This is a genomic window from Pandoraea sp. E26 (genome assembly GCF_000681415.1).
Taxonomy (GTDB): Bacteria; Pseudomonadota; Gammaproteobacteria; order Burkholderiales; family Burkholderiaceae; genus Pandoraea; species Pandoraea pnomenusa.
Genome location: NZ_AYXJ01000019.1, coordinates 151,396 through 164,659, shown reverse-complemented (window position 1 = coordinate 164,659; position 13,264 = coordinate 151,396). Strand labels below are relative to the sequence as shown.

Annotated in this window: 13 protein-coding genes; 6 read left to right on the top strand and 7 right to left on the bottom strand. The window is 65.9% G+C overall.

Features of this window, described 5'->3' with window-relative positions; all coding sequences use genetic code 11:
• The first annotated feature begins 387 nt into the window (after positions 1–387).
• Positions 388–1,803: an amino acid permease gene (locus tag W930_RS0114395; protein WP_023594345.1), complete on the top strand. Its 1,416-nt coding sequence runs from the start codon at positions 388–390 to the stop codon at positions 1,801–1,803.
• Between the two features lie 33 nt (positions 1,804–1,836).
• Here W930_RS0114395 and W930_RS0114390 read toward each other — a convergent pair whose 3' ends face one another.
• Positions 1,837–2,130, bottom strand: coding sequence for a hypothetical protein (locus W930_RS0114390; RefSeq protein ID WP_023594344.1), 294 nt, complete (start codon positions 2,128–2,130; stop codon positions 1,837–1,839).
• A 267-nt stretch (positions 2,131–2,397) separates the two neighbouring features.
• Here W930_RS0114390 and W930_RS27465 point away from each other — a divergent pair, with 267 nt between their 5' ends.
• Both W930_RS27465 and kefC read left to right on the top strand, forming a co-directional pair.
• On the top strand, positions 2,398–3,165 hold the full coding sequence (locus W930_RS27465) for an NAD(P)H-dependent oxidoreductase (RefSeq protein ID WP_224785347.1): 768 nt from the start codon (positions 2,398–2,400) through the stop codon (positions 3,163–3,165).
• A complete protein-coding gene (gene kefC / locus W930_RS27460) occupies positions 3,165–5,090 on the top strand; it encodes a glutathione-regulated potassium-efflux system protein KefC (protein ID WP_023872243.1) in 1,926 nt (641 codons plus the stop codon). The genes W930_RS27465 and kefC overlap by 1 nt, the downstream gene beginning before the upstream one ends.
• 71 nt (positions 5,091–5,161) lie before the next feature.
• Here the strand turns inward: kefC and W930_RS27455 are convergent, their stop codons facing one another.
• Positions 5,162–5,605 (bottom strand): hypothetical protein, encoded by a 444-nt coding sequence (locus W930_RS27455; RefSeq protein WP_023594341.1) that lies wholly within the window; start codon positions 5,603–5,605, stop codon positions 5,162–5,164.
• Positions 5,606–6,111: 506 nt separating this feature from the next.
• Here W930_RS27455 and W930_RS0114370 point away from each other — a divergent pair.
• Positions 6,112–7,434, top strand: coding sequence for a TIGR00366 family protein (locus W930_RS0114370; RefSeq protein WP_023594340.1), 1,323 nt, complete (start codon positions 6,112–6,114; stop codon positions 7,432–7,434).
• 167 nt (positions 7,435–7,601) lie between these two features.
• Complete coding sequence (locus W930_RS0114365) at positions 7,602–8,459, top strand: ferritin-like domain-containing protein (protein WP_115344574.1); 858 nt, start codon at positions 7,602–7,604, stop codon at positions 8,457–8,459.
• 97 nt (positions 8,460–8,556) lie between these two features.
• On the opposite strand, the gene W930_RS27450 is transcribed toward W930_RS0114365, so the two are convergent.
• The 4 genes from W930_RS27450 to W930_RS0114345 all read right to left on the bottom strand — a co-directional run bounded on the left by W930_RS27450 (position 8,557) and on the right by W930_RS0114345 (position 11,546).
• Positions 8,557–8,964: a DUF4148 domain-containing protein gene (locus W930_RS27450; protein ID WP_023872245.1), complete on the bottom strand. Its 408-nt coding sequence runs from the start codon at positions 8,962–8,964 to the stop codon at positions 8,557–8,559.
• A gap of 316 nt (positions 8,965–9,280) precedes the next feature.
• Positions 9,281–10,228 carry an SRPBCC family protein gene (locus tag W930_RS0114355; protein ID WP_023872246.1) on the bottom strand — a complete coding sequence of 316 codons (948 nt, stop codon included), beginning with the start codon at positions 10,226–10,228 and terminating at the stop codon, positions 9,281–9,283.
• Positions 10,212–10,568: a helix-turn-helix transcriptional regulator gene (locus W930_RS0114350; RefSeq protein ID WP_023594336.1), complete on the bottom strand. Its 357-nt coding sequence runs from the start codon at positions 10,566–10,568 to the stop codon at positions 10,212–10,214. Before W930_RS0114350 ends, W930_RS0114355 begins: the two co-directional genes overlap by 17 nt.
• A gap of 66 nt (positions 10,569–10,634) precedes the next feature.
• A complete protein-coding gene (locus W930_RS0114345; protein WP_023872247.1) occupies positions 10,635–11,546 on the bottom strand; it encodes a bestrophin family protein in 912 nt (303 codons plus the stop codon).
• A 251-nt stretch (positions 11,547–11,797) separates the two neighbouring features.
• Here W930_RS0114345 and W930_RS0114340 point away from each other — a divergent pair, with 251 nt between their 5' ends.
• A complete protein-coding gene (locus tag W930_RS0114340) occupies positions 11,798–12,223 on the top strand; it encodes a hypothetical protein (RefSeq protein ID WP_223272024.1) in 426 nt (141 codons plus the stop codon).
• 107 nt (positions 12,224–12,330) lie between these two features.
• On the opposite strand, the gene mmsB is transcribed toward W930_RS0114340, so the two are convergent.
• Entirely contained in the window at positions 12,331–13,260 is a 930-nt protein-coding gene (gene mmsB, locus W930_RS0114335; RefSeq protein ID WP_023594333.1) for a 3-hydroxyisobutyrate dehydrogenase, read from the bottom strand.
• Between the last annotated feature and the right edge of the window lie 4 nt (positions 13,261–13,264).

Genomic DNA, 13,264 nt, shown 5'->3' with positions numbered 1-13,264 from the left:
GCCTTCAGCCGACCGTTCTCCGGTCTGCCATGGCGACCGTCGCAACGGCCACGGCAGTCCGGCAGGATCCTCCGTCAGTCTCCATCGTGTTCGTCCCGCCCCGGCGTGCTTGCCGCACGTCGCGGCCGTCCATTGCCCAACGCCATGCCGTCGCCGGCCGCGTCCCCGCGCACGTCGACCACGGCCGGAGGCTGTGCGCATGCACGGCGGCGCGTACGCAACGACGTGGTTCGTGAAGCCCTGCGGCGATCCGCCAGGCATGGGAACGAACGGCCACAAGCCCGGGTGCCCTTGCAGCCAGGTCGCGGGACATGTCTCCCGTGGAATTCCCGATGGCGCGCGCCGCGCGAGCGCCAGGGCATACGTTGCAGGAACCTTCAGCAGGTCATGAGTCTTTTTCGAACCAAAAACATCGAGAACATGCTGGTCGCCGGCCGCACCGGCAGTCTCAAGAAAGTGCTGGGCCCCGTCGATCTGGTCCTGATGGGCATCGGCGCCATCATCGGCACCGGCATTTTCGTTCTGACGGGCACCGGTGCCCTCACGGCCGGCCCCGCCCTCACCCTCTCGTTCATCATCGCGGCCATGGCGTGTGGCTTCGCCGCCCTGTGCTACGCCGAGTTCGCGTCGACGATCCCCGTCTCCGGATCGATTTACACGTACAGCTACGCCACGCTCGGCGAAATCGTGGCGTGGATCATCGGTTGGGATCTGATGCTCGAGTACGGACTGGCGTCGTCGGCCGTTTCAGTCGGCTGGTCGGGCTACTTCCAGTCGCTGGCCGCCGGGTTCGGCCTGCATCTGCCCGCCGCCATTACGGCGGCGCCGGGCAGCGTGCCGGGCGTGACGACCTTCATCAACCTGCCGGCCGTCGTCATCATGCTGCTCATCACGTGGGTGTTGTCGTATGGCGTGCGCGAATCCGCACGCATCAACAACCTGATGGTGGCGATCAAGATCGGCGTCGTGCTGCTGTTCATCGCCGTGGGCGTGTGGCACGTGAAGCCCGCCAACTGGACGCCGTTCATGCCGTTCGGCACCAGCGGCATGTTCAACGCCGCCGCGCTCGTGTTCTTCGCCTTCATCGGCTTCGACGCCGTCACGTCGGCTGCCGAGGAGGTTCGCAATCCCGCTCGCGACCTGCCCGTCGGCATCATCGGCTCGCTTATCGTCTGCACGGTGCTGTACGTGGCGGTTGCCGCCATCATGACCGGCATCGTGCCGTTCGCGCATTTCGCGGGCGTCGATCATCCGGTTTCTCTGGCGCTGCAATACGCCGGACAGAACTGGGTCGCCGGCTTCGTCGACCTGGGCGCGATTCTCGGCATGACGACCGTGATTCTCGTGATGACTTACGGCCAGACGCGCATCACCTACGCCATGTCGCGCGACGGCCTGCTGCCGCCGATGCTCTCGAGTATCCATCCGACGCACAAGACCCCGTTCGCCGGCACTTGGATCATTGGCGTGATTTTTGCCGTCATTGCCGGCTTCGTGCCGCTGGGCGTGCTTGCCGAGCTGATCAATATCGGCACCTTGTCGGCTTTCACGCTGGTGTCGGTCGCCGTGCTGGTATTGCGCCGCACACGCCCGGACTTGCCGCGCGCATTTCGCGTGCCCGGCGCGCCCGTCGTGCCGCTCATTTCGGCGGGCCTGTGCCTGTTCCTCATGGCGCATCTGCAGGCCACCACGTGGATCGCTTTCGGCGTGTGGCTCGTGATCGGCATGGTGATCTATTTCACCTACGCCCGTCGTAACGCCGTGCTCCACACGAGCCAGCAGGAAAGCGGCGCGCGGACCTGACTTCCGTCAGCGCCCATGCCCGAGGAAAATGGCTCAGCCGAGATGCCGGTTGAGCCACACGGCGCCGTAGCCGAGCGCGAACATCGTGAGCAGCAGCGGCACCGAAATGCGCAGCACCTGGATCACGAGCGGACGCGGCGGCAGATCCTCATCTTCGGGCATGCGCCCCGCCTCATGCAGGGCACCGGTGCACAACGCCGCCGCCGCCGCGCTCGCGAACACCCAGAACGTCTGGTTGTAGAGCAACGCGACGAGCAGCAGCACCAACGCCACATTGCGGCCGTGATAGATCAGATTGACGGTAGTACGAAAGGCTTGCGGCGACATGTCGGGTCAGCGTGCGCGGCAACGGCCAGGCCGCGCCGGCACGAAAAATTATAGTTATCGGTCCGCGCTCGAGCGCTCGCCGGCCTTCGGCCGTCCCATGGCGACTCGGGTTGCGGTCCCGCGCGCTCGATAGCAGCCAGAGCTTAATCAGTCTTTACGGCTTTTGCCACCGCAGTCTTTAATGATTGTCATGACTGGGGTGGCCGTCGCCCCGAAGCTGCAACGCCGCGATGTCCCGCGTCAAGTGAATGCGGTATGCTCCCCGGCATGACAGCCCCCGCATCCTCCCGCCTCGCCGCCATTTCCGAGAGCGCCCGGAACACCGGTGCCGCCCCGTCCGGACGCGGCGCCTACGTCATCGTGGCACACCCGCGCTGGCGCGACTCACGTGTAAATCGTCGTCTGCTGGATGCTGCACGCAGCATCGCCGGCGTCGACGTCAACGATCTCTACTCGACATATCCCGATTTCAGCATCGACGTGGCCACCGAACAGCAACGCGTGGCGCGCGCCGACCTGATCGTGCTCGTGCATCCGATCTACTGGTACAGCATGCCGCCGTTGCAGAAGCTCTGGCTCGACGAAGTGCTCTCCTGGGGCTGGGCCTATGGTCACGACGGCCACGCGCTCGCCAACAAGGATCTCTGGCTGGTGGCCAGCACCGGCGGACCTCGGGAAAGCTATCGCCCCGAGGGCTACAACCAGCATGACTTCTCGGCATTCCTGCCCGCCTACGAGCAGACTGCGCGACTGTGCGGCATGCGCTTCCTGCCGCCGCACGTGTTCCACGGCGCGCGGCGCAGCGACGATGCCATGCTCGACGCCCACGTGAGCGACTTCGCCGGACGTCTGGCCACCTATCCGCAGTGGCCGGAGCTGATATCGATGGCCGACGCACCCGAGTGCTGCGACATTCCCGCGTCGGACCGGCCGCGCGCCGCCGACGACGCGAACGACACCGCCTGTGCCGACCTCGACGCGCAGGCGGCGTCGCTTCACCACGCGGCGGACTCCGACACCGGGAGGGCCGCCTGATGGAACACGTCCCGGCCTGGCTGCTCGCCAGCCTGATCTACCTTGCGGCGGCGGTGATCGTCGTGCCGCTGTCCCGTGCGCTCGGCCTTGGTGCCATCATCGGCTATCTCGCCGCGGGCATCGCCATCGGACCGTGGGGACTCGGCCTCGTGTCGCGCGTGGAGGACGTGCTGCACTTCGCCGAATTCGGTGTCGTGCTCATGTTGTTTCTCGTGGGCCTGGAACTGGAACCGCGTCGTTTGTGGAATTTGCGGCGGCCGATCTTCGGATGGGGGTCGGCACAGGTCGCCGGATGTGCCGTCGTGCTGTTCGCGGCCGGCGTGGCGCTCGGTGCGCCCTGGCGCATCGCGCTCGTGGCCGCGCTGGGGCTCGCGCTGTCCTCGACGGCCATCGCGCTGCAGGTGATGGCCGAGCGTAACCTGCTCGCCACGCAAAGCGGACAGGCGGGCTTCTCCATTCTGCTGTTTCAGGACGTGGCCGCCATTCCGATTCTGGCGCTGTTGCCGCTGCTCGCGAACGAAGTCGACAGTCATGCGCTGACCGGTGCGCAACGTGCACTCGAAGGCCTGAAGATCGTCGGCGTGATCGCCGCCATCGTTCTGGGCGGCCGCCTGCTGCTGCGGCCGCTCCTGCGGTGGATCGCCAACAGCCGCACCCCCGAGATCTTCACGGCCACGTCGCTGCTGCTGGTCGTCGCGATCGCCACGCTGATGCAACTCGTCGGTCTGTCGATGGCGCTTGGCGCGTTCCTCGCCGGCGTGCTGCTCGCGGAAAGCGAGTATCGGCGCGAGCTGGAAACCGACATCGAGCCGTTCAAGGGACTGCTGCTCGGCCTGTTCTTCATCGCCGTGGGCATGAGCATCGATTTCGGCGTGCTCCTCGCCCAGCCGTTGCGCATGATCGCCGTGGTCATCGGATTCATGGCGCTCAAGGGCCTGGCCATCTATGGCGTATCGCGCATGATGCAACTGCCCTACCAGGAGCGTCCGATCTTTACGCTCCTGCTCGCCCAGGGCGGCGAATTCGCGTTCGTGGTGTTTCAGTCCGCCGGCCCGCAAGTGCTGCCCCCGGCGGTCTCGTCGTTCCTGATCGGGGCGGTCGCGCTTTCGATGCTGATCTCGCCGCTGCTGCTCGTCGCCATCGACAAGTGGCTGCTGCCGCGCTACAGCGTCAAGGGATCGCCACGCATGAAGGAAATCGAGGAGCCGCAGTCCGCCAATGTGGTGATCTGCGGTTTCGGACGCTACGGACAGATCGTGGGGCGTGCGCTGGTACCGCAGGGCGTGTCGGTCACCGTGCTCGATCACGATCCGGACACCATCGAGAGCCTGCGCCAGATCGGCTTTCGCGTGTTCTACGGCGACGCCACGCGACTCGACCTGCTGCGCATCGCCGGCGTGGCGCATGCGCGCGCGGTGGTCGTGGCGGTAGACGATATCGACCAGTCGCTGGAAATCGTCGATCTGATGCGCGAGAACTTTCCGGACGTGCCGGTCGTCGCGCGCGCCCGTAATGTCGGCCATCTGTTCCAGCTTCGCGATCGCGGCGTGAAGCACATCGAACGCGAGGTCTTCGAGTCTTCGTTGCGCAGCGCGCGTTCGGTGCTCGAGGAACTGGGGTGGCCGCCGGCAGAGGCGCGCGAGGCGACCCTGGCGTTTCGCCGCGCGAACCTGCAACTGACCGACGAGATGTACCCGGCCTACCAGGACCGCAACAAGATGATCGCCGCCGCGAAGGAAGGCCGACGTCAGTTCGAGGAGCAAATGGCGCGCGAGCGCGAGCAGCGTCGCGCGCAGCGGCACGTCACGTTCGGGTGGGACGGCGAGCGCTCGCCGGACGACATGACGCCGACACCGCCCACGTCACCGAACCCAGCACCGTCCGCGAGCGCGGGCGCACGCGCATCGGACGACTCGCGCGCCTGAACACCGGGCGGCCAAGGCTCGCGGGAGTGCTACGCCAGGCATCGCTCGCGACGCCCTCCCGCGGTTCGCGATCACATGGCACGCGCGAAGCCGTCGAACGGGCGGAAATGGCCGTCGGCCGGTGCCGTGGCGTCGGCGCGCAATCGCGCTTCCGCCGCCGCGCCCGCCAGCCCGCGATAGTAGAGGTGCACGGCAATCGCCGCCGAATAGCGACGAATCTCGACGAGCGTGAGATGCGCGTGCTCGGCCGAACTGAACAGCAGATACGGCGCCTCCTCCTCGATCAGTCCCGCGACCTGGTGCAGGCCGTGGCGGTGCAGCACTTCCGTGAGTTCGTCCCGGCTGCGGTGCGTGGTCGCATCGGTGGCCGGATACATCATGCGCAGCAACGCCACCGGATGATGCGCGACAGCCAGCGAGAGCGCCTGAACGACAGCGTGACTGTCGAGCGCCGTGGCCACGGCGTCACCTTCGGGACGATGCTGGGGAAAGAGTTGCTCGAGGGTCGGTGTCATGTGGTTTCCATTGCAAGAAAGCTGTGAAACTGCGACAGCGGACTCCACAGTCTATGCACCCACCCGCGTCGGATAAACGTCGCCGGCCGACGACCTGCGTTGCACGCCCCGCAACAATTACCAAATATTTCGTCTCGCATCGCACGCTTCGCTGAAGCGCTCTCAACGCAACGATTCGCGCCGTTTCGCACCGTTTCGTGCGTCTTTATCACCGCTTCGCACCGTCTCGCCCCGCTTCGCGTGCCGCCCGCCTCTTGCGCCGCTTCGTAGTCCTTCGTGGCGCGCACCGCATGGTGGTGACTGCCTGCGCACGCGTCGCGCCGGCGATTCAGGGACCTTTCGCCAGTCATTTGCCGTCGATGTCCTGCCGTCAATGTCTTGCCGTCGATGTCCCGCCGTCAATGTCCCGCCGTCAATGTCTATTAAGCAGTTCTACGTCATGCCTCCGCGCCAAGTGCATGCGACAATGCGCCGATTAACATGTTAACAATAAGGACGAGGCAGTCGTGGTCAAGAGTATTTCCCGTTTCTTCACGCAGGTCGTGCATCGCTTTTTGCCCGATCCGCTCATCTTCGCAATCTTCCTCACCGTCATCACATTCGCGCTGGCGCTGGGCTTCACGCCCAAGACGCCGGGCGATCTCGTGCAGTTGTGGGGCGCCGGCTTCTGGAACCTGCTCGCGTTCTCGATGCAGATGGCGATGATCCTGGTGACCGGCCACGCACTGGCCAGCTCAGCGCCGATGAAGCGTGCGATGTCGGCCCTTGCCGGGTCGGCGCGCACGCCGGCACAGGCGACGATGATGGTCGCGCTGCTCGCCGGCGTGGCCTGCGCGATCAACTGGGGCTTCGGCCTGGTGCTCGGCGCGATGTTCGCGCGCGAAGTCGCGCGACGCGTCAAGGGTACCGACTACCGCCTGCTCGTGGCGTGCGCCTACATGGGCTTTTTGACGTGGCACGGCGGCCTGTCCGGTTCGGTGCCGCTCGTGGCGGCCACGCACGGCAATCCGATGGAGAAGGTCGTCGGCCTCATCCCGGTGTCGCAGACGCTGTTCACCGGGTATAACGCGTTCATCACCATCGGCCTGATCGTCATGCTGCCGCTGCTCGCGCGCGCCATGATGCCCCGCCCCAACGAAGTGGTGTCGGTCGATCCGAAGCTGCTGGTCGACGAGCCGACGCATGAACGCGTACTCGGCCCCGACGCCACCCTCGCGGAGAAGCTGGAGGAGAGCCGCCTGCTGTCGTTGCTCGTGTTCCTGCTCATCGCGGCATATCTCGTACTGCGGACCGTCACGAAGGGCTTCACACTCGACATCGACACCGTCAACATTGCGTTCCTCGGCATCGGCATCCTGCTGCACCGAACCCCGATGGCCTACGCGCGCGCAGTGGCGAACGCCGCGCGCGGGGCGAGCGGCATCATGATTCAGTTCCCCTTCTATGCGGGCATTCAGGCCACCATGGATCATTCGGGACTGGCGGGTGTCATCACGAACTGGTTCATCGAAATCGCCAACGTGCATACCTTCCCGCTGCTCGCCTTCCTGAGTTCGGCCGTGATCAACTTCGCAGTCCCCTCCGGAGGCGGTCACTGGGTGGTGCAGGGACCGTTCGTGATGCCCGCGGCGCAGGCGCTCGGCGCGGACATGGGCAAGGCGGCCATGGCAATCGCCTATGGCGAGGCGTGGACCAACATGGCGCAGCCGTTCTGGGCCTTGCCCGCGCTCGCCATCGCCGGACTCGGGGTGCGCGACATCATGGGCTACTGTGTGACGGCGCTGCTGTTCTCCGGCGTGATCTTCATCGGCGGGATGTATCTGTTCTGAGCCGGCGGGACGCACGTCGGGCGCTGGCGGCAGGCCGGTCTGCACGGCGCGCGGGACAGGCATGATGTTATGATTTTTGACGACGCCGACAAGACTCATCCTTCATGCGATATCCCGACGAGATCTCCGACACGCAAGCGGTTGCCGTCGCGCAGGCCGATCACGTCATGCGCCACTGGCAATACGACGTCGACGGTCCCGTGGAAATCGGTTCGGACTCCCACAAGCGCATGTTCTGCCGCATGCTGCTGGAGTCCCACAACCCGTACAAGCCTGCCGTCATCGACTGGCCGACGCTCGCGCCCGACGCGCTGGCTCGTCTCACTTCGCTGCCTATCTGGGATATCGCCGTGCAGACCGAGGGCCGCGCGTCGATCCGCGTGGCCACGTACGCGTCGACGGTCCGAGACCCGCTGCTGCGCGCAGCCCTCGTCATGGACGGCGAGGAGGAAGCGCGTCACAAGGTCGTGCTCTCACGGCTGGTGCAGGTGTACGGCATCGAGCTTGCGCCCGAGCCGGCCTATCCGGCACCCCGGGACGCCGAATGGGCCTGGTTGAAGACCGGGTTCAGCGAGTGCATCGACAGCTTCATGGCGTTCGGGCTGTTTCGCTCGGCCCAACGGTCCGGTTATTTTCCCGAAGCGCTGGTCGAAACGTTCGAACCCGTCGTGCAGGAGGAAGCGCGGCACATCCTCTTCTTCGTGAACTGGTTCGCGTGGCATCGCCGGAATCTGCCCTTCTGGAAGCGTCCGTGGTTCCATGCGCGCGTGGCGGCGGTCTGGGTCGCGCTGATCTGGGACCGGGTGGCCATCGCCAAGGGCATCGACACCGATGGTGTGGCCCGCGATGCCAACTTTCTCGCCACCGGCACCGCCGACATCGGCGAGTCGCTCAAACCGCGCGAACTCATCGCCCTGTGCCTGGAAGAGGACGCCCGGCGCATGGACGGCTACGACAGTCGCTTGTTGCGCCCGACCTTCGTGCCGCGACTGGCCCGTTTCGCACTGCGTCTGCTCAAGGGCTGATCGACTTCGGACGCCGCATCCCTCATCCGGCGCCAAAAAAGCAAAAAGCCGTCCCGGAGGACGGCTTTCGACGTTGGCAACGTCGCGGGGCGAATGCTTAGCTGCCCTGGCTGACGTTCAGTTCGCCGGCGGCGCGGGCGCGGGCCAGTTCCTGCTTCACATCGGCACGCGATACGCTCGCACCCTGCGTGGCGACGATCGGATAGTCGACGTCGTTCTGCGCCATCAGGCCTTCGGCACGGGCTTGCGCCAGTTCGCTCTTCACGTCGGCACGGCTCTTGGCCGGGCCCGAAGCCACGTACACCGGATAGTCGGCGTCGCCATGGGGGATCAGGCCCTGCGAGCGCGCTTGCGCCAGATCGGCCAGCACGGCGGCACGTGTGAGCGGCTTACCTTGCGAGGCGATTTCGGGGTAGTTGTTACCGTTCTCGGCGGCCTGGGTGGCAGCGGCACCCAGCGAAGCGACGGCGGCGATAAGGGCGATAGCGATGTTCTTGCGGTTCATTTTCATAACTCCTGTCTTGGTTGCGACGACTTTGTTTTTGCATTGCGCCGTCGATGGAAAGAAGTCTAGAACTCCGCCTTGCGATGAAAAACGCGAAATTTGTCGAGGAACTATTGCGCCTTTTACGGAGAATCCGCGCACCAATTCGGTGCGATCGCGAAAAGCACGACGCCACCGTACCCGTCTCACGGGGCGGTGGCGTGTTTTCGAGCGGCGGAAAGTTGGCGAGTAGCCGCGAGTAGCCGCGCGTGGCTACAGGCAGCGACAGCCGGCCAGGGTTGGCGGCGTCAGACCGCCCCGAACCGCGGGCGAATCCTCAGTCGGCGAGCGATGCACCGAGGGCATCGAGCAAATGCTGCGTGCCGCGTTCGCGAGAGCCCGCATCGTCATAACCGTCCAGATAAGCGCCCTGCTCGGTCATGACGAGATGCGTGCCCCCGTCCTTCGCGCGCAATTCGATGGTCGCGACCGATACGGAGATCTTGCGCGTATCCAGGTGCATTTCGTACGCGTAGACAAGGCGCGTGTCGGGCACCACATCGAAGTAGACGGCATCGAAGGTCGACACCATCCCGCTCGCCCATCGCCCCCGGGCGCGTTCGCGCCCGCCGGGGCGCACGTCCATCGTGCGCTCGAGCATCGTGTAGCCCGCCCCGCCGCCGAACCATCGGTCCTTGGCCTCTCGATCGGACAGCGCCCGGAATACGCGCGCGGGCGAAGCCGGATATTGACGTTCCAGGCGAAAGGTTGCGTGCACGACGCTGCGTCGCGCCGGCGCGTCCAGATCGCGCAGCACCTCGCGGCCCAGCTTGTCGAGCGTCTGTTTCCAACCCTCGCCGGCGCCCTCGGGCATCCACGCGAACGCCGCATCGTGCACCGTGTAGCGCTGCTCGACATCAAGCCGCGTGCCTTCGGCAACGTCGGTGAACGCGGCAGTCGTGCGCGCGCCGAACAGCGCCATGCCGCCAGCGTCGGTCACCTCCATGTCGATCACGAGTCGCGCCGGCGCGTCGATCTCGACGAAGCGCCCGCGAATCCAGTGCGACTCGCCTTCGGGCGACTGCATGCGCAGTTCGAAAGGGCCGCCCACGCGGGCGTCGACCGTTGCCTCCGGCACCGTATAGCCGGTCGGGCAGAACCAGCGTTTGACGGCGTCGACACTCGTCCACGCGCCGAACACAACCTCGCGCTTGACGGCATACGTGCGGCCGACGTTCAACGGGCGCGGCTGCGCAGTGGGCGTTGCTTCACTTGCTGTCCTCATGAACCTCTCCTTCGGGCGGCAGGCTGGCCAGATACTCGCCCAATCGGTCGAGATGACCCTCCCACTCGTGACGGCGCTGGTGGATCCATCGCTCTGCAAGGCTCAGCGCCTGGGGTTCGATCCGGCATGTGCGAACACGTCCGGCCTTTTCCGTACGCACCAGCCCTGCGCTCTCGAGCACGGCAAGGTGTTGCATGACCGCCTGCAACGACATCGCCAACGGCTGCGCGAGCGCGCTCACCGACGCCGGCCCTTGCGCCAGACGCACGAGCATCGCGCGGCGGGACGTATCGGCCAGTGCCTGAAAAGTCAGATCGAGGGCATTGTCATGGTCAAGCATGTGCTTGAGTATAGTCATACAAGAAAGTAAAGCAAGAACTTTAGTATCAAATTCCTGCGAGACGCATCAGGTGATGATGTGGTGATCGCGGGCGGGCAGACGCGCGGTGTGCTGACGGTGGAGGATTTCGCGAAGCGACTGCTCGATGGTCTCCGACATGGCGTCGAGCGCCAGGTCGTTGGGCTCCAGACCGAACGGCTCCTCGATTTCGGCGCTCACGGCTTCGAGCGCGAAGAAGGTGTACGAAATGAAGGCGACGATCACCGGCGTCATCGGGCCGATCGAATCCACCAGCCCGAACGGCAGCAGCAGGCTGTAGAGATAGGTCACGCGATGCAGGATCACGCCGTAGGTGAACGGGATGGGCGTTGTGGCGATCCGTTCGCAGCCGCCGATGGCCTCGCCCAGGCGGTCGAGGTGCATCTCCATGACCTGCGCAAGGGGGGCTTCGATCTGCCCCAGCCGACGACGCTCGCGCAGCCATTCGCCCGCCATGAGCAGCAACGCGATCGGCCGGAACTGCTTGCGTGCGAGGCACGCGACTTCCTTCTCGTCGAGCAGGCGTTGGAAATCCGCGCTCGGGTCCGTGCCTCGCAACTGATGGCGCATGCCATGCACGAATGCAATGAGATAGCCGACGAAGCGCGGAGAATCCGACGTATCCGAGACGAGCGTCATGGACTGTCGGGCCAGCGCGCGCGTCTCGTTGAGCACACTGCCCCAAAGCATGCGGGCTTCCCAATAGCGGGCGTAGCTCGTGGTGTTGCGAAAGCCCAGGAAGATCGCCAGTGTGATGCCGATCAGGGAGAACGGAATGAACGTGAGCGGAATCTTCCATTCGAAGACGCGCCCGTGCGCCACGGTGACGCCTATCGAGATGATCGTGGTGAAAATGAGCTGCGGTGCGATCTTGGGCAAGATCGAGCCGCGCACGACGAAAAGCATGCGCAGCCAGTGCAGATTGGGTCGGACGATCATGGCGGGAAGCGGCGCTCGCAAGCGCGGAAAGGCAGGCCGAGGGGGAACCGTTGCGGCGCGATGATACGCCGATATTGGCGGGTTTGAAATGGTTGCAACGGATTGCAACATCTCTGTTCGCCGCACGCGGGCCTCGCGAGAATGCCCTTACGCGCACATCACACCCATGCGTCACGCACAGGTCGTGGATGCCGCGCCGACATCAGGCATATATTCTGCCGCCGAGGCATCGACAAGGGTCAATAACGATCATGAACGTCCCAAGCCGCACTTCCCGCAAGCGCCCTGCCGGCGCATCCACTCAGGCCCGTCCGCTGGCCGTGCTCGCGCTGCTCGCCGGCCTGGCCGGTGCCGCCAGCCTCACGGGCTGCGTGGTCGAGCCGCCGCGCCCGGCGCCCGCCACCCGCGTCATCGTGGAACAGGACCCGCACGCCGTCGCCGTCCAGCGCCGGGAGCAAATCGAGCGTCGCATCGGCGGGGAGTCGCACAGTATCGACAATCACGTGAACCGGGGCTACTACCCGCCTCCGCGCGGCTTTGAGCTGCACCGACGCCTCGACGCCATTGCGCAGGAAATGCGCGACATGGCCGCGCAGCACGGCGGCGGGCTCTCGGCGGACGAGCAGCGCGCCCTGAACCAGGAGCTCGACCAACTGCAGCGCATGATTGCCGGCTGACGCCAGCCAAGGCGCTTCCCGAGCAAAAAAGCACGCCCGCCGGCGAATACCGACGGGCGTCTTTCATTCTCCGGCTTGCCCGCCGGCCAGCGCGTGCGGCGCCGCGGCTACTTCACATCGAGCGCCTGCGCGAGCGTCACCGGATCCTGGAAGATGCTCGAGAAGTCGAGTCCGCCATGACCATTGGCGCGATGCACTTCGAAAATGCGCCGTGCAAGATCCCCCAGTGGCGTGGCCACGTCGCTCGCCAGCGCGGCCCCATGGGCCAGACGCAGGTCCTTGGCCATGAGATCCGTCGCGAATCCGCCCGTGTAGCCACGCGACGACGCCGCGTTCTCCATCACCCCCGGGCAGGGGTTGTACACCTCCAGCGTCCAGTTGCGGCCCGAACTCTGTTGCATCACCGCCGAGAGTACCTTCGGATCGAGTCCGTTAGCGATGCCAAGGCGCAACGCCTCGCTCGTGCCCGCCATCAGAATGCCCAGCAGCATGTTGTTGCACAGCTTGAGCGTCTGGCCTGCGCCGAGCGGCCCGCCATGGTGGATCGCGCGCCCCATGTTGCCCAGCAGCGGGCGCATGCGCTCGACGAGCGCCGCGTCGCCCCCGACCATGAACGTGAGCGTGCCGGCCGCCGCGCCGGCTGTGCCGCCCGAGACCGGCGCGTCGAGCAGCAGCGTACCGGGCCGCGCGAGCCTGGCCAGTTGCCGCGGGATCTCCGGCGGCACCGTGCTGCTATCGATCAGCACTGCGTCCGGCGCGGCATTGGCGAGCACTCCCTGCTGGCCGTCATAGGCAGCCAGCACGTGCTCCCCGGCCGGCAGCATCGTGATGACGACCTGCGCGTCGCGCACGGCGTCGGCGATCGAGGCGGCCGCCCGGCCGCCGGCGGCGGCCAGTCGGTCCATGGCGGCCGCGGACAAATCGAAACCGCGCACCGCATGCCCGGCCGTCACCAGATTGGCCGCCATCGGCCCGCCCATGTTGCCGAGTCCGATGAACGCGACGCGCAGCGACCCTTGTTGCGTTTCCGTAGCCATCGTC